This is a genomic window from Caulobacter sp. HJHS_5 (assembly GCF_056683955.1).
Genome location: NZ_JBWZNC010000003.1, coordinates 25,307 through 42,479 on the forward strand (window position 1 = coordinate 25,307; position 17,173 = coordinate 42,479).

The window sequence follows — 17,173 nt, forward strand, 5'->3', positions numbered from 1 at the left end:
GCAATGAAATTCAGAACGCGGAGGCGACCTTCTGCTCCAGTTCCAGGCAGAGCGCCTGGCATCGGTCGCGGTCGAGCTCCCCATAGTCCGCCTTGAGGTCGGCGGGGTCCAAGATCAGATTGTCGGCAATCCCGAAATCGGTGAAGATTCCGATGATCTTCTCGTCCTTATTCGCCTCCACCAACGCAACAGGCTTCGCGCCCATATAGGCGGCCATAAGTAAACAATGCAGCCGATTGGAGTAGATTTCGGCGACATCACCATAAGCAGCCAGCGATCCGTCGATGCTGTCTGACAACGTCAGGCTCGCGGCTCTGTCCGCCCGGTGGCGATCATGGAGGCTCCGCATGAAGGCGTCGTCGCGCCGCACTTGCGAGACGAATTTCAGAGGCCGCTCCCTGGGCAGCTTCGCGACGACTTCATCGACCCAAGCGGTCAGTCGCGCCGCGTCCCCGGCGTCACGGTCGACCCTAAAGGAGAAGGCGGCCACGTTGCGATCCTCCATCCGGGGCGGATCGCGATAGAGCCCGAACGACAGGTCAGGAATGAGGCCATCGCAGCGCAGGCCGATCTTCTGCAGATATTCGGCCGTCTTGGCGTCGCGCACTAGATGTCGGTCCATAAGCCTGATGCGGCGGCCGATGAGCTTTTGGTGTCGCGGCCCGATTCTCGAATAAGACGGCCCGAACTGGAAGAAGTGCACGCCCAGCGCCCGCAGCAGGCCATAGAATTTATACTGCGCTGTCATACGCAAAACGAATTTCTTGCCCTTCTCTCCCGTAATCCCGCTCGGCAGAAAGAAGAACGCAAGCCTCGTCTTCTGCGAACGCGCCTTGAGAACCCGGCGGAAAATGTCCCGGAGAGGTTCCTTCTCGACGATGGAGAGGCGAGCGGGGTCTATCGTCGCCAGAATGTCCTTGGCGAAGAAGGTCGGGACTTGGGACACATCGACCACGATGTCGGAATGATGGGAGACGAGGCTGAGCAGTTCCCGGATGATGAGAGCGTCCCCGACGTTCTCGTACTGAGCGGTAATTCTGAAGAAGCTCAGTGCTCTCTGCTCAGACACCACACATCGCTCCCGCTCGGATCAGCTGCGCGCAGCCGCCAATTGCTGCGTCGCAACATACCCGAAGCGCGAGCCTCGCGCCATCGCTAAGGGCATCCTGAGCGAACGAACGCTCGGGATGCCCCGCAGGCTAGAAGATGAAGTCAGACGCCGTCAGGACCGAAGCCTGCAGGTGTTCGAAGGTGATCGAGTCGCCCGCGGCGGTGCTGACCACCGTGTCGGCTCCGACCTGGGCGATGTGAAGGTCGGCGAACCCGAGGCCCGTCTCCTTCAGATCGAGACGATCGACGCCGTGCTCGTAGTCGACGATCGTGTCCTTGCCCCAATGGCTGGAGAAGACGAACCGATCCCAGCCGCCCAGGCCGCCGGAGAGGCGGTCGTTGCCGGCCCCGCCGTTGATGACGTCGTTGCCGCCATGGCCTTGGATCACGTCATTGCCTGCTCCACCGAGCAGGGTGTCGGCGCCGCCGTAGCCGAGCAGGCTGTCATCGCCATCGCCGCCGTTGAGGACGTTGGCGCTGTTGTCGCCCGACAGCCGGTCGCCGAACCGGCTGCCGACCAAGCTCTCGATACTGCTGTAGGTGTCGCCCCTGGCCTCTCCGGCGTTGCCGGCAGGCTTCAACAGGTCGGCTACGATCGCCCCCGTCGCGTTTGTGTAGTCGACGGCGTCTCGCCCGACGCCGCCCGTGAAACGGTCCGCTCCGCTCGTGCCGACGAGGATGTCGTCGCCGGCGCCGCCGGTCGTCGAAACCTGCGAAGGCGTCGTGTCGGCGCCATGGTCGTCGATCGGCGCCGGATCTGTGGTCGGCGGTGTGACCGGCGTCGTGGGCGGCGCGACCGCGCCGGTCCCGAAGCTGAAGTCGGTGGCGGTGATCAGCGACGCCTTGGTGTCGGCCAGGGTGATGCTGTCGCCGGTCGCCGCGGAAATCACCGTGTCGGCGCCGACCTGCTGGATGGTCAGATCCTTAAACGCCAGGCCTGTCTCCGACAGGTCGATCTTGTCAAGGTTGTCCTCGTAGTCCTTGATCACGTCCTTTCCCCAGCCGGACGAGAAGCTGAAGCGGTCCCAGCCGCCGAGGCCGCCGGACAAGGTGTCATTGCCCGCTCCGCCGTTTATGACGTCATTGCCGCCATGACCTTGGATCGCATCGTTCCCGGCTCCGCCGAGCAGGGTGTCGGCCCCGCCGTAGCCGAGCAGGCTGTCATCGCCATCACCGCCGTTGAGGACGTTGGCGCTGTTGTCGCCCGACAGCCGGTCGCCGAACCGGCTGCCGACTACGTTTTCGATACCGCTGTAGGTGTCGCCCGCCGCCTCTCCGGCGTTCCCCGCCGGCTTCAGAAGATCGACCTTCACCGCTGCGGCGGCGTTCTCGTAGCTCGCGCTGTCGCGGCCGGCGCCCCCGATCAGGGCGTCGCTTCCGAGGCCGCCGTCCAGCACGTCGTCACCCGCGCCGCCCTCGAGGCGGTCATTGCCCGCCAGGCCGACCAGCTTGTCCGATCCGTCGGTTCCTTTCAGACTGTCGGCCTTGGCCGTGCCGACAACGCCGCCCGTCGGCGGAGGCGCGGCTTCATCGACGTCCGTGACCTTGATCTCGACCGTGGTCTTGGCGGAACCCGCGCCGTCCGACACCGTGACGCCGACGCGCAGGGTTGAGGCGGTTTCGTAGTCGAGCGTTTGGCCAGCCTTCAGGTAGAGGTCCGACCCCTTCACATAGAAGCGCGGATCATCGACCGTGTAGGTGAACTGCCGGAAGGCTTCGTTCTTGTCCGGATCAGTGACGACGAGGCTCGCGACCTTCGTCTCGACGGTGGTGTTTTCCGCCACGCTCTTCACATCGGAAGCCGAGATGCCGGTCACGGCGTCGTTGATGTCGGCGACCGTCAGCTGCACAGCCTTGGAGAAGCTGGCCACGCCGAGGTGAGCGGTGACATCGACCGACATCTGGCTGGCTTGCTCATAGTCGAGCCCGGCCCCGGCCTTCAGATAAAGTCCGCCGTCGTGCACCGAGAAGCGCTCGTCGTTGACGGTGTAGACCGCGCCTTCGACGCCCCCGCTCAGATGCAGACTGGCGACGCGGATTTCGATCATGGCGTTCTCGGCGACCTGGGCCACCTGGGTGACCTCGATGCCAAGGGCGACGCCGACCATGCCGCTATGGGTCAGGTTGAGCACCACGCCGGCCCAGCCGGCGCCGTCTCGGGCCACCAGCACGACTTCGACCGTCGGCTCCTCGCTGAAATCGATGGTTTCGCCAGCGTTCAGATAGAGCCCGCCATCGTGCACCGAGAAGCGCGGATCGCTGCTCAGCACCGGCACATCCGACGGCTGGCCGTCGCCCGAGAATATCTGCAGGTCGGCCAGGCGCAGCGGTTGCGGCGTCTGGTTGTCCTGCTGCACGGTGACGGTCGGCGGATCGTAGGTTTGCACCTCGTCGGTCACCGTCCCCGCACGCGACGACAGCATCTTGCCACCGCCGTCGAGCGTGTTGAGGCCGGTGAGCAGCTGCCCCGGCGGCTTGTTGGTGAAGTTGATCAGCCGAACGTCGCCGCTGTAGTCGCCGTCGGTCTTCTCGGCGGTGTTGTTCGAAACTTCGATAACGCCTTTCGATGTGCCCTCTAGGGCATGGAAGTCGATCGCGTTGCCGCCCGGCGCGATATCGACGTCGACGAAGTGGTTGCCCACCACGTCCATGTTCTCCACGTCGCCGTAAATCCGGATCACGCCCATGTTGGGATGGGTCGAGAGGTTGCCGCCGCCGATAAAGGTGTTGAACGACACCACCGAGTCGCCGATCGCCTCGGAAATCTTGACGACGGCCAGGTCGTTGATGCTGCCGGCCGGCGCGGTCGGCATGTTGACGAAGGTGTTGCCGATCACCTCGATGTCGCGCGCCCAGTCCTCGGGCAGGCCGCCCGACGGCGGCTTGACGAGAATGCCGGTCGCCTCGGAGCCGTTGAACTGGTCGTTGTAGTAGGCCGCGCCGCTGTTCTCGATGTAGTTGCCTTCGATGATCAGGCCATGCGCCTTGGCGTAGATGGCGTTCGAGTCCTCCTGGCCATACAGACCGCGCAGGTTCTCGATGCGGTTGAACGAGACAACGTTGTCTCCCCGCTCGGCGCTGATCACGCCGCGCACGTCCACGAAGACGGCGGCGTTGGTGTCGATGTAACGCCCGACCGAGTCGATATCGTGGGCGTAGTTGTTGGTGATGTTGAGCTTGGTGCTGTGACCTTCCATGTAGATGGTCTTGTCCGTGCCGATCATGAAACCGGTCTGGATGCCGTTGCTCTTAAGGTTCGGCTGGGCGCGGTCGCCCGTGGCGTCGCTCCACTCGTTGTAGGTGGCGTTCACCTCGGTCCAGAGCGGCGCGAAGATATCGATGATGCCGTAGGTGCCGGTGAGCGTGTTCCCGTGGAAGTTCACCGCGCCCATCTGCGTCGTGTCCGACACGAACATGAAGGCGTTTTCGCAGTTGATGAACTGCGAGTCGGTGATCGTCACGGCCGGCCCGACAGTCGAGGTCGAAGCCGGCAGCTGCAATTCGAGAGCGCCCTTGTCCGGGTCGAAGCGATTGAAGGCGTAGGTGGTCGTGGAGTGGAAAGGCGCGCCGTCGGTCAGATCGACCGCGCCCGCCAGCACCTGACCGAAGCCTTCGAAGGCCACGCCTTTGATCGTGACGTCGGTGTCCTTCAGATAGAGCCAGGCGTTGACATGTTCGGCGACGAACTTGGGCGGCGTGTCGCCGTAGCCGTAGATGCCCATGGGGGCGTAGCGCGGCAGGCCGTCGACGACATACTCGCCCGAACCGATCTTGCCGGGCACGCCCTTCGCGATACAGGCGTCCATCCAGGCGTCGATGCTGGCGAAGTCCTTCGCGTCCAGCGCGTTGGCTGGAATGTCGCTGTCGGCCTGGTAGGCCTTGGCTTCAGGGGGGCGATAATCCAGCCCGACCGGATGGTCGATCGTGACGGCCGCGCTGGCCGGCGGCATTGTCGTCAGCAGCTGAGACTGGCTCGCCGGCGCGGCGGCGTCCTGGGTGACTTTCGCAGCGCTCGCCAGGGCGGAGTCGCCGGAAAACACGCTGGTCTCCGAAGAAACCTCATCCGAGTAGATGGCCATCTGAAGTGTATCGCCCCGTAGACTGCACCAGGAACGTACCACTTGAATATTTTATGTACGGTTACGGAGCATCGATAATATTTTCTGAAGGTAAAGGGTCCATTATGAATAATACTCCATAAGGATTATTACTCACCAGTTAACCAACACCCCTCATGTGCTTGCTTAACGCGCCGTGAACCATGGACGAATTGCCGCATACCGGGCGGCGATATACCAGCTTGTCAAATTTCGACTGAGGAGGCGGGCTGGCCGCGGGCGCTTCTTCGAACGCGCAAGAGCGCCGCCCTAGCCTTGAGAAATGGCCGCGGAGCGTCATCGTTGTTAACCAGCGCGTCACGCTGAAGACTGTAGATGCGCAAGGTGTTAAAGAAGATCGAGGCGGATTGGGCGAGCCTCGAACGCGGTCCCGCTCAGGAGGTTGGCTTTGAAGTTGCTCGATGGGCCCATTCCGAGCGCCATGTCGGAAGCGGTGGCCGCCTGCCGAAAGCACTTCATGGGCGTGGCCGTGTTCAGCGCCCTGATGAACCTGCTCTACATCGCGCCGACCCTGTACATGATGCAGGTCTATGATCGGGTGGTGCCCACGGAAGGACACCTTACCCTCCTTTATCTGACCATCGTGCTGGCCTTCGCCACCGCCACGCTCGCCGCGCTGGAAGCCGTGCGGGGACGCCTGTTGATCTTGGCCAGCCTGCGCCTGGACCGGGTTCTCGGCGGCCAGATTCTCGCCCGCCTGATGAGCCGCCTGCAGGGCGGCGGCGCGCAACAGGGGATGCGCGACTTCGACACCGTGCGCGCGGCCCTCACCGGACCGGCCGCCCTGGCGCTGATCGACGCGCCTTGGACCCCGTTTTACGCCCTGATCGCCTTTCTCATTCACCCGGCCCTCGGCCTGCTGACCGTGTGCGGCGGCGGACTCCTGGTCTGGCTGGCGCTGGCCAACGAGAAGGCCACCCGCGGAAGGCAGCAAGAGGCGTCGCAGGCCCAGGCCCTGGCGTACGCGACGCAGGAGGCCGCGGCGGGCGCCGCCGAAACCGTGCGGGCCCTGGGCATGGGCGAGGCGCTGCGCAGCCGCCAACTCAACGAACGCGCGCGCGGCCTGGACCTCGCGGCCAAGGCCCAGTTCGTCGGCGGCCGATACGCCGCGGGCACCAAGTTCGTACGCCTGTTTCTTCAGTCCGCCGCCCTCGGCCTCGGAGCGTGGCTGGCGATCGAGCGCCAGATCTCCAGCGGGTCGATCATCGCCGCCTCGGTCCTGCTCAGCCGAGCGCTGCAGCCGGTCGAGCAGGTGGTCGGTTCCTGGACCGTGGTGGGCCAGGCTCGCAATGCGATGAACAACCTTCTGAGGCTGTTCTCGAACACGGAGGAAGAGCAGGCCAAGACCCAGTTGCCGGCGCCAAAGGGCGTCCTCACCCTCGAACAGGTCGCCGTGCGCGCGCCCGGGCAGCCCTCCACGCTTCTGCTGCGCGGCGTCACCCTCAAGATCGAGCCCGGACATGTGGTCGGCATCATCGGCCCCAGCGGCGCCGGCAAGACGACCCTCGCCAAGGTGGCGGCCGGCGCCATCCGGCCGGACGTCGGCATCGTGCGCCTCGACGGCGCGAACATTCTGGATTGGCCGACCGACCGACTGGGCCGCCATGTCGGCTACCTGCCGCAGGACTCCGGCCTGATCGCCGGCACGATCCGCGACAACATCGCCCGCTTCTCGAACGATGGGGACGCGGCGGAAATCGACAAGGCGGCGATCGCCGCGGCGCAGGCCGCCGGCGCCCACGACATGATCCTGAAACTGCCGCAGGGCTATGACACCGTTCTCGGCCTCGGCGGCCGCGGCTTGTCGGCGGGACAGTCGCAACGCGTCGCGCTGGCCCGCGCCCTATACCTCGAGCCCGCGCTTCTGATCCTCGACGAGCCGAATTCCGCGCTCGACGCGGAGGGTGAGGCGGCGCTGTCGGCCGCGTTGATCAAGGCGCGAAAGCGCGGTGCGGCGGTCATCCTCGTGGCGCATCGCGCGAGCATTCTCGGCGCGGTCGACCGTCTGGTGCTGATGGTCGACGGACGGATCGAGCGAGAAGGCCCCCGCGACGAGATCGTCAAGTCGATGAAATCGCCAGCCCGCGCGGAACGGTCCGCAATCGCTGCCCGGAACATCGGCCCGACCGTGGTCGGGATGACGGGGACCTGAGATGACCGCCACGGCCCCACCCCTCAGCTACGTTCGCCTCTCGGACGAGCCCTCGCAGGTCTTGCGCCTGGGCGCCGGCGTCGCAGGCTTGTTTTTCGTCGGGTTCCTGGGCTGGGCGGCGCTTACACCGCTCGACGCGGGCTCACAGGGTCGCGGTGTGATCGCGGTGGCCGGCAATCGCCAGGCCGTTCAGGTGCGCGACGGCGGCGTCGTCACGGCCTTGGCGGTGCAAGAAGGCCAAACGGTACGCAGGGGGCAAGTCCTCGTTGAACTTTCGGCTTCCGAGCTGCGCAGCATCGAGCGGGGCTACACCGCCGAGGTTTTCGCCCTCAAAGCGCAACGCGCGCGGCTGCTGGCCGAGCGAGACGGCCGGCCGTCGATCACGCCGCCCGCCGAGTTCGCGGGCCTGACCGGCGACGACCTTGTGCTCGCCAATGCGGCGCTGGACCTGCAACAGCGCCAGTTCGCGGCGCGGCGGCTGGCGCTTAACACCCAGCGCGGCGTGCTGTCGCAACGGGTGCTGCAACTGACGGAACAAACCAAGGGCGCGGAGCGTCAGATGGAGGCGAACCAGCGGCAACAGGAGCTGGTGACCCAGGAACTCAATGGGGTTAAGGCGCTCGCCGACGAGGGCTTCGCGCCCCGCACCCGCGTCCTTGCCCTGCAACGCAACGCCGCCTCCCTGACGGGGGAAGACGGAGCCTACCGAGCGCAGATCGCCCGGTCACGCGAGGCGACAGGAGAAGCCCGCCTGCAGATCCTTTCGCTCGATCGCGATCGCATGGAAGAGATCGCCGACCAGATGCGCGACACCCAGACCAAGCTCGACGAGTTGCAGCCCAAGCTGGCCGCTGCCCGGGAACAGCTGTCGCGCGCCATCGTCCGCGCCCCGGCCGCCGGTCAGGTGGTTGGCCTGAAGGTGTTCACGGTCGGCGGAGTCGTCGCGCCCAACCAGACGCTGATGGAGATCGTGCCGCAGGACCGGCGCCTGGTCATACAGGCCAAGATCTCCCCCGCCGACGTCGATGACCTGCATGTCGGTCAACGGACCCAGATTCGCTTCAGCACCTTGCACGACCGCAAGCTGCCGCTCGTCGACGGCAAGCTGGAATCCGTCTCCGCCGACAGCCTGGCCGACGAAAAGACCGGGGTGCAGTATTTCACCGCCGAGGTGTCGGTGCCTGAGGCGGAACTCGCCAAGATCAAGAACAAGCAAAGCGCGCACAGAATACAGGCGGGTCTTCCCGTCGAGATTCTTGTGCCACTTCGGAAGCGCTCCGCCCTGGGCTACCTCATCGAGCCCATCACCCAAACGTTCTGGCGGTTCGGGCGCGAGAACTAGAGGTATTAACAAGAAATATCGGCAAAGGTCGCGACATCTGCGCGCACCTTGAATGCTTGTTAAGACATCAAATCGTCTTAATTATACCATCATAGCCCTGCGTATGGGGCTACAGCATTAGAACAATGCAGCTAGATCGCGGCATTAAGGAATCCTTTTCTACATTCCTTCACCGGGCGGTGATCAAGTTACCGCTTAAACGAGCGGGTCGCGGCCAGTCCGCCAAGCGTTGTTCAAAACGGCCACGTCGAGTCGGGGATATCCATGAGTTCTACTCTGTTTGAAGGCGCCACGCCTGCGCGCATCGTCCACGTCGTGGCCGGAGCCGCCGCGGGCGGCGACGGGAGCGCCGGCCGTCCCTATTCGACCATTCAGGCCGCGGTCTCAGCCGCCACGCCCGGAACGGCGATCTACGTCCACAAGGGAACCTACGTCGAGAACGTCAAAATCCCCCACCAGAAGAGCGGCGGCGACACCGCGCCGATCTGGCTGGTGTCGGCCGACGGCCCGCAAGCCGCCAAGATCGTGGCGGCTTCCGCCGAGAAGCCCATCATTCAGGCCCTGGGCGTCGACAACTACCTGATCAAGAACTTCGCCCTCTCCGGCGGCTACGACGGCATCCAGTTCAGCCAGAGCGGCACCGACTACAGCAATCTGGTCCGGAACGTCGTCATCCAGGGCAACACGATCACCGGCGCGTCGCACGACGGCATCAAGGTCGGCCAGGCGACCAACGTCCAGATCCTCGACAACCGGATCACCGACATCAAGTCGGAAGAGGGCATTGACGTCCTCGGCTCGAAAGATGTGGTCATCGCCCGCAACGAGATCGCGCGCGTCGGCGGAACGTCGGCGGCCATCTTCGCCAAAGGCGGCTCGATCAATGTCGACATCTATGGAAACTACATTCACGACGTGAGCGGCGATGGCATCGCCGCCGGCGGTTCGACCAGCGCCTCGTCCATGCGGCCCGGCGCGAAGTACGAAGCGCAGCACGTCGACGTGCACGACAACAAGGTGGTCAATGTCGGCAAGCAGCCCGTCAGCGTCCGCGGCGCCACCGACGTGGACATCTACGGCAACTACCTGGCCGCCAATAGCAAGAACCCCTGGGCGGTATATCTGACGACCGGCAACAAGAGCCTGCCCCAGGTGGTCTACACCTCCGATGTCTCGATCACCGGCAATGTCCTGGTGGGCACGAAGGCCGTGACCCAGGTCGACACCGGCAATCGCACGGATCTGACCACCTCGGACAATTCGGGCCTTGCTTGGAATAAGGACGTCGGAACCGACGTGGTCACGCTGTGGCCGAAGGCGCCGGTCGAAAGCTCGCCGCCGGTCGTTACGAAGCCGCCGGTGGCCAGCACGCCGAGCCCGGTGAAGGACGCCCCCGCGTCCACCGCCCCGGTGAAGGAAGCGCCCGACCACGCAACGGAGTCTCCTGCGGTCGGCAGCCATACGGGCACCGCGAAGGCGGACACGATCATCGGTGACGCGGGCGCCAACAAGCTTGTCGGCCTGGCCGGAAACGACCGCCTCGATGGCGGCGCGGGTAACGACGTGCTGATCGGCGGCGCCGGCGCCGACGCCCTTATCGGCGGCGCGGGCCGCGACACCGCCAGCTACGCCACGGCCACGGCCGCGGTGAAGGTCGACATGCTGAAGCCCGCCGGCAATGCCGGCGAGGCGGCGGGCGACACCTACAGCGGCATCGAGGACCTTCTGGGTTCCTCCTATGGCGATCGCCTGGCCGGCGATCACGGCGCCAACATCATCAACGGCGGCGACGGGAACGACAGCCTGCTTGGCAACGGCGGGGCCGACACCCTCTTGGGCGGCGCCGGCAACGACAGCCTTCAAGGCCACGGCGGCAACGATATCCTGAACGGCGGCGCCGGCGCCGACACCCTGTCGGGTGGGACTGGCGGCTGGGACAAGTTCGTGTTCTCGAAAGGCTGGGGCAAGGACACGATCGTCGACTTCGAAGACAACCTCGACAAGATCGACCTGCACGAACTGGACCTAGCTTTTAAGGACCTTCACATCACCCAGGTGGGAGGTAACGCCGTGGTGTCGATCTCGACGGGCGACAGCATCGTCATCGAGCACACCTTGGCCTCGCATCTGACGGCGTCGGACTTCATCTTCTAGCCAGCTCAATGATCGACCCCGCTCTCGCGGCGGGGTCGTCTCTCGCCGCGGCGCTTCAGTAAGCGCGCTGGAACGGCACCACGATCGCGGTCATCGCGAGAAGCTTCAGGTCGCTCGAGAAACGCCATTCGTCGATGTAGCGATTGTCGTACTCGATACGCCGGCTCATGTCCTCAAGCGCCAGGGTCTCCCCCCGCGCGCCCATTACCTGGGCCAGGCCCGTAAGGCCAGGCTTGGTCCGATAGCGGCCGCAGTATTCCGAGATCAAGGCGCCATAATAGCGATCATGCGCCAAAGCATGCGGCCGCGGCCCCACCAGGGACATCTCGCCGCGAAGCACGTTGATCAGTTGTGGAAGCTCGTCGACACTTGCGCGGCGCAGCAGGCTGCCGACGGGGGTGATACGCTGGTCGCCGCGCGTCGCCTGCTGAATCGTGTCGCCGTCTTCGGTCACGGTCATCGACCTGAACTTCAGAATACGGAACGGGACACCGTTGAGTCCGGCCCGCTGCTGGCGAAATAGGACCGGGCCGGGGCTGCTCAGCTTCACGGCGATCGCGGCCACCACCATCAGCGGGGCCAGGAAGAGCAGTAGCGCCAGGGCGAGCACGATGTCCGTAACCCGCTTGAGACCGCTATCGGCCGGGCTCGACAGCGCTACCATGGTTATATCGGCCATGCTGTGAACCTCGCTGCTGTTCGCCCTATCATCGCGAGCCATTTTGAAACAACCTTGATACCTAGCCCCTCCCTTCGCAACATTGCGGCCAGGGCGGGGTGAAATCTCAAAGCAACAAACTTGCTAATGCTCACACAGGCCGCGCCGCTCAACGGCAACGGTTGCTTGTTGAGCAGGTCCAACGGCAACCAGACGACTGGTTAAGCTGCCATCATCGTCACTTACTGCGCACGCTTGAACAAAAGACGCTCAGTGCTCAGGCGGCCGGCATCCTCCTGATGCGACCAGCTAACACGAATGTTGCACCGCACAAATGGTGAAAAGTCGTTTAGGATATCAGAGCGCCGCGAGGCTCCCTCCGGCAAGGCCCTGGTACATGGCGCCCAAGCTTAACGCGCCATAATGATAAAACCGTCGTCAAATCGCTATACAGCCAAGCTTCACCATAAATCAAAGCTACCCTCCAACTGACTATTTGACGATCAGAGGCGCGAAACACTGCCCAATTTGGTCGGATTTATGTCATCAAACTCGCCCTTTACGGGATTTTACCTCGTCGTTTTCCGCCCCATACCCATTTTCACACAGTATCTGGGTTGGCTGACCTCGCTGATTCTAGCGCGCCATCAAACACATAAGCACCGCCCACTAGAGCCCTTACCCATGACGCCCAACGACGACGAATTCTCGGCCTCGCTGCACCGCTGCCGGGCGAAGCTCGACGCCGTGCTGGTCGAACATGAGCCTCGCGCCATCCTGGAGGCGGGTGGCGGCGCCCGCACGATGATCCCGCTGGAAGGCGCGACGTACACGGTCATCGACCTTTCGCCCGGACAGATCGAGCGCAACCTCTACGCACGCGAAAAGCTGGTCGGCGACATCCACACCTTCGATTTCGGCATGCGTCGATATGATGTGGCGGTGTTCTGGGACGTACTGGAGCACCTTCCTCATCCGAGGCGCGCGCTGGACAACGTCATTTCAACCCTGGAACCGGGCGGCCTGCTGATCGTCAAGGGCCCCCTGCCCCACTCCGTGAAAGGGTTGGTGACCAAATGGACGCCCCACTGGGTGCACGTCCTGTTCCATCGGTACGTGCGCGGCAGCAAGAATGCCGGCAAGCCAGGATTTGCGCCATTCCCCACCACGATGACCGAGGCCAGCGATCCCGACGTCTTGCAAGGAGCGCTTATCGCGCACGGCTTCGAAATCCGCCTCTACGACACCTACATCTCCAGCCACGTCGCCGCGTTCAAGAGGCGCCTTCCCTTGGCCTATAGCGCCTATGAGGGCGCCGCGAGCCTTATCCGCCGGCTGAGCAAGGGCCGCTACGGTCAGCGGGAATCCGACTTCATGCTGGTGGCGGCTAAGGCGCAACCGCAGGCACGAGTTCTGCGCAGGCGTTCCCAGGGCTGACCAGCGGGACCAGGGCCTCGAGACCGAGGTGCGCTCGACCTTGCGGCGCAACCGGCCGAGCCGGCCCATCGATTTCGACCGCTTGGTCCGCGGCTCGAGCGTCGGCGCGGGCGGCTTCCGAGACCCGCGGTGTCAGGACCTAGCCCAAGGCGCGGCTCACGACTGTCACATTCTGAGATTAACTGAGGCCGCAGTTTCATAGCCGGCCGGTGCTCGCGAATGCTCGCTACACCAACCACGCCCACAAGCGGGAAGACGGCGCGCCATTCTCTCGATCAGCTTGCCTCCGGACGACGCAGCTGATGACAACGGCCTCTTCCTAGCTGCTATGAACCGTCGATCACTCTAGCTCTTGGTCACGAGGACGCCTAACTGATGCGCTCAAACTGACTTCCACGTCCCGGGGACGTCTCCACGTCGATGAGGCGGGGACGCTCCATGTTCTGAATTCCACTCGCGGAGCCCACATGAGGCGTCGAGACGCGCAAGCCATTTGGACTTTCGTCATCACCGCCCTCGGGCTGACGGCGCTTATCTTCCTGCTGACCGAGAACATTCTCGCCAGCCTAGCGGTCTGTGGAGCCTATTCGACCTTCATCCTGACCCGCCCAAGAGCGCGGCGAATCCGTAGCCGGCTGCGAGGCGATGCGGATTGGAGCAATTATTTCGAGCGCTGACGGCCCCCGACACGCGCGTGAACCTGTAGAATTCCAAGGCTGAAATCTTCCAGGCGCGCCGCCGTCAAAACACCGGTGCTGTAGGCGCCCGTATCAAGGCCCAGCCTATGCGGCAGAATATCTGGATGAGGGCTTTTCCAGGTATGGCCGTGGACGACCATCTTCTCGTGAGGCTCGGACCATTCGAGGAACTTCTCCCGTATCCAGAGAAGATCCAGCTCATTCTGTTTAGCCAGCGGCACTCCAGGCCTGACGCCTGCATGGACAAAGACATAGTCGCCCAAGGTCAGCATGACCGGCAATTTCTGAAGCAGCAGAAAGTGCGAAGCTGGCAGCTGATCCAGGAGGTCGTCGCGAGCCTGGCGGAGCGTCTCAGGCTCCTTATTGCCCGCGGGCGGCGCTTGCACGCCGTAGGAGGCCAAGGTTTCCGCGCCCCCGAACCAAAGCCAGGCTTCGGCGCGGATGGGGTCCGACAGGAACTCCAGCATCGCCTGTTCGTGGTTGCCCCTCAGCATATGAAGTTCGAATTCGGAGCGCCGGGCGATCCAGAGCAGGGCGTCCAAGACCTCGGCCGACTGCGGCCCCCGATCGATATAGTCGCCGAGAAATACAAGTATCGACCTGCGTCCCGCCGCAGTGGCCGTTGCATCACGGACGATCTCCGCGAGGAGGAGCTTTAGAAGATCGTAGCGACCATGAATGTCGCCGACGACGTAAACCAGCGCCCCCTCAACTGTGTGAGGCGTGGCGCGCGGCGCATGCTCCAGGGGTCTCGGTGAGACGCCCTTGTCGAGGGCCGGGCGGTTCATCATTTCACCGCGGTGGCATGCCGCCTGAGTTCGTCCGCCATGATCCTATAGGTATCGATCACCTGATACGGTTCGCTTTTCGCCCTCAGTCGCAAACCGTCCCATTCGCGACGGTAGCGATCCAGCACCGGCGGAGCCACGCCGGCTCCGGTGGCAAAGGCATAGGCCTCACCCAGCCGGCGGTCGGCGGCGGAGATCGTGGGGGATAGACAATCCGCGCGGGCCGCCGCGGCCACTGTCATGCATTCGGAGCCCGCACGAGATTTCGAGGTGAGATAGTCGGGCGCTGATGTCGAGGGACCGGCCGTGCGAACCGCGAGAGCCAGTTGCCTTCGCACGGGCGGTTCACTCAACGCCGACTTCGAAGAGGCGCCGGATGAGCCCGGCTGAGCCGCGGCCAGCTCACGGGTTTTGCCGCCAGCCAAAACCGCCGCGCTCATCGACCTGAACGGCAGGGCTACCGCCGATGAGGCCTTCTCGGCGATCTGACGACTGGAAGCCATCCCGAAGGAGGTGACAACGAGACCCACGGCGGAAGCGACGAGCATCACGGCCGCGACAGTGCCGATCCCAGCGACGATCGACGGCCCGTCCCGCTTTACTTTGATTTTGGTCGGCGGCGGACCACGAACGGTGGGCGAGCCCTCCTCTGGGGTCCTAGAAAAGATGCCTTCCAGGTCGGCCGCCACTCGACGGCTCCGCTCCCCCGATCGCTGGGCCGCGATCGAGTCCATTTCCGCCATGCCGATCTCCGGCATCATCCGGCTCCGATCCCACGTTCCGCTCAAAGCCGTCGCCGAGCGGGCCCCACTCGTTAGCCATACACGACCGACGAAGCCTGGGACAGGGTTAACGGGCGCGCAATAAGGCCGCGCCGACATCTTCTTTTGGAAAGGCTTAGATGAGCGCCGTTTCGATAGAAAGATCGCCAGCTGCCCATTCAAACTTCACAGTGAAGGCGAAGCACTGCGTGACCACGAAGACGCGGCCGCTGAAACGCCAGGCTCCGCGGGTCAGGACGTGGAGGAGGCGCGAGCGGCCGCGTGGCGGCGCCGCGCATCCGCATTTGGGACGACGGCTGAGCGCGAGCGCCGGCTACGGCGGCGATTTCGCTTCGGCTGGTCCGTAATGCTGGCGTAGCCGTTGGTTCGGGCCATCGATCGCAGACCCTCGATCTGGCTGCAGAGCCAGACGACGGCGACACCGAGGCTGTCGGCGAGCAGGTCCGATGTGGATGCGCTACGGTAGATGCTGGCCATCTGCGCGACCTCGATGCAGCCGCCGATCATCACCGCCGCAATTGCCAGATCATTGCGGCGCATGCGCGGAAACGCGAGGAAGGACACCGCCACGAGCGCGCCGAACGCGATGGCGTGCGCCGCCTTGTCGGTCAGGCCGAAGACATGCTCCAAACCGGCCCAGGGCCCCAGCATGAGCGTCAGAGCTGCAGCGCCGCCAATGAAAAGAACGACGCGGGCCAGGAGCACAAGGTGGTTATAAGTAAACATAGACCTTCTCGAAGCTTTACGAGAAGGCTCTTAGCGACGGCTCCCTAGAGAGCCGTGAAAGAATACGGTCAATTTTCTATTTCGGCCGCCCAGCAAGCGTCGCGCGGCCCCGGCGGGGTTGCGCTTAACCCGGCTGAACACGCCGCTCGGTCGAAGCCGCGGGCTTCCGCCGGGACAGCCTATCGATCAAGATACGGCCGTGGACGACGATAGGCCGCTCGAGAAGGAACCACGAAACCGTGCAAACTCCGAAGGTTATGATGACGGTCAGGGGCGCCGCGATCTTCATCGGCATTTCGGGATAAAACTGCCTAAGCACCGTGGGGACAAAGCTGTGGACCAGGTAGAGGCCGTAGCTGATCTGTCCGATATAGCGAATGGCCGGATTCCCGAACCCAAGGCGCAGGATGGAACTCTTGTCGCGGGCGGCCTGCATCACGAGCCAGGCGAACGGCGCCGCCGTCGAAACCCCGATGAACGCTGCTCTGAGGTCCAATCGGCCGGTGGCCCAAATCGCGACGCCCACGATCAGGCCGATCAGCGCCAGCCCGTCGAACAACAACTTCCTGTATCCCGCATACCAGCCGAAATCCCGGCCCCGGCTCAGAATGGCGAGCAAGCAGCCGAATCCCAGCGGCTCCATGGCGTTATGCAGCAGCCGGTAATTCGGGTAGGCGCCGAGCGCCAGGGACGCCACCTTCAACGCCGGTGACAGCAGGATCATGAAGACGACCGTGGAAACGATGTATCGCCTCGGCGTCAGAAGCAGGACGAACGGCCAGAGAATATAGAACTGCTCCTCGACCGCGAGCGTCCAGAAGATGCTCGATGGCCCCCCGAAGGATACGAGCACGTTGCTCATATAGGCGACGTGCCACGGCCAGGTGGAGACCACGGGTTCCAGACCGAGAAGCACGAGCACCAGAATCGTCAGGTAGAACGCCGGAAAGAGGCGCAAGGCGCGTTTGGCGTAGAAGCCGCCGAGAACCTCGGCGAGAGGCTGGCGCGAATCTCGCGCCTTCAAGAGAATTCCGGTGATCAGGAAGCCGCTGAGCACGAAGAACAGGCTGACGCCGATACGGCCGGGGCCGATCGGAACCAGCGATGCGATCGTTCGACCGGCCCAATGCTCCACCATGACGGCTAGAATCGCGAAACCCCGCACGCCATCGAGAAGCGGCATGGTGTGGGGGGCGCTCGCTTCGTTG

At 64.0% G+C, this 17,173-nt stretch carries 12 protein-coding genes; 5 read left to right on the forward strand and 7 right to left on the reverse strand.

Going from position 1 to position 17,173, the window contains the following annotated elements; translation table 11 throughout:
- Positions 1 to 10: 10 nt before the first annotated feature.
- Both ACFLIT_RS06430 and ACFLIT_RS06435 read right to left on the reverse strand, forming a co-directional pair.
- A complete protein-coding gene (locus ACFLIT_RS06430; protein WP_479910383.1) occupies positions 11 to 1,069 on the reverse strand; it encodes a polysaccharide pyruvyl transferase family protein in 1,059 nt (352 codons plus the stop codon).
- Positions 1,070 to 1,199: 130 nt separating this feature from the next.
- Entirely contained in the window at positions 1,200 to 5,189 is a 3,990-nt protein-coding gene (locus ACFLIT_RS06435; RefSeq protein ID WP_479910384.1) for a hypothetical protein, read from the reverse strand.
- A gap of 427 nt (positions 5,190 to 5,616) precedes the next feature.
- Here ACFLIT_RS06435 and ACFLIT_RS06440 point away from each other — a divergent pair, with 427 nt between their 5' ends.
- The 3 genes from ACFLIT_RS06440 to ACFLIT_RS06450 all read left to right on the forward strand — a co-directional run bounded on the left by ACFLIT_RS06440 (position 5,617) and on the right by ACFLIT_RS06450 (position 10,876).
- Positions 5,617 to 7,380 carry a type I secretion system permease/ATPase gene (locus ACFLIT_RS06440; RefSeq protein WP_479910385.1) on the forward strand — a complete coding sequence of 588 codons (1,764 nt, stop codon included), beginning with the start codon at positions 5,617 to 5,619 and terminating at the stop codon, positions 7,378 to 7,380.
- Between the two features lies 1 nt (position 7,381).
- Positions 7,382 to 8,722: an HlyD family type I secretion periplasmic adaptor subunit gene (locus ACFLIT_RS06445; protein ID WP_479910386.1), complete on the forward strand. Its 1,341-nt coding sequence runs from the start codon at positions 7,382 to 7,384 to the stop codon at positions 8,720 to 8,722.
- 264 nt (positions 8,723 to 8,986) lie between these two features.
- A complete protein-coding gene (locus tag ACFLIT_RS06450; protein ID WP_479910387.1) occupies positions 8,987 to 10,876 on the forward strand; it encodes a calcium-binding protein in 1,890 nt (629 codons plus the stop codon).
- A 55-nt stretch (positions 10,877 to 10,931) separates the two neighbouring features.
- Here ACFLIT_RS06450 and ACFLIT_RS06455 read toward each other — a convergent pair whose 3' ends face one another.
- Positions 10,932 to 11,555 carry a sugar transferase gene (locus ACFLIT_RS06455; RefSeq protein ID WP_479910388.1) on the reverse strand — a complete coding sequence of 208 codons (624 nt, stop codon included), beginning with the start codon at positions 11,553 to 11,555 and terminating at the stop codon, positions 10,932 to 10,934.
- A 663-nt stretch (positions 11,556 to 12,218) separates the two neighbouring features.
- Here ACFLIT_RS06455 and ACFLIT_RS06460 point away from each other — a divergent pair.
- Complete coding sequence (locus ACFLIT_RS06460; RefSeq protein WP_479910389.1) at positions 12,219 to 12,971, forward strand: class I SAM-dependent methyltransferase; 753 nt, start codon at positions 12,219 to 12,221, stop codon at positions 12,969 to 12,971.
- Between the two features lie 467 nt (positions 12,972 to 13,438).
- On the forward strand, positions 13,439 to 13,648 hold the full coding sequence (locus ACFLIT_RS06465) for a hypothetical protein (RefSeq protein ID WP_479910390.1): 210 nt from the start codon (positions 13,439 to 13,441) through the stop codon (positions 13,646 to 13,648).
- Here the strand turns inward: ACFLIT_RS06465 and ACFLIT_RS06470 are convergent.
- From ACFLIT_RS06470 to ACFLIT_RS06485, 4 genes are all read right to left on the reverse strand, one after another.
- The gene (locus ACFLIT_RS06470; RefSeq protein WP_479910391.1) at positions 13,633 to 14,457 is read right to left on the reverse strand and encodes a metallophosphoesterase family protein; all 825 of its coding nucleotides are present in this window, start codon (positions 14,455 to 14,457) and stop codon (positions 13,633 to 13,635) included. The genes ACFLIT_RS06465 and ACFLIT_RS06470 overlap by 16 nt on opposite strands.
- Entirely contained in the window at positions 14,457 to 15,215 is a 759-nt protein-coding gene (locus tag ACFLIT_RS06475; protein WP_479910392.1) for a hypothetical protein, read from the reverse strand. Before ACFLIT_RS06475 ends, ACFLIT_RS06470 begins: the two co-directional genes overlap by 1 nt.
- A 255-nt stretch (positions 15,216 to 15,470) precedes the next feature.
- A complete protein-coding gene (locus ACFLIT_RS06480; protein WP_479910393.1) occupies positions 15,471 to 15,965 on the reverse strand; it encodes a VanZ family protein in 495 nt (164 codons plus the stop codon).
- A 124-nt stretch (positions 15,966 to 16,089) separates the two neighbouring features.
- Positions 16,090 to 17,148: an acyltransferase family protein gene (locus ACFLIT_RS06485; RefSeq protein WP_479910394.1), complete on the reverse strand. Its 1,059-nt coding sequence runs from the start codon at positions 17,146 to 17,148 to the stop codon at positions 16,090 to 16,092.
- Positions 17,149 to 17,173: the final 25 nt, after the last annotated feature.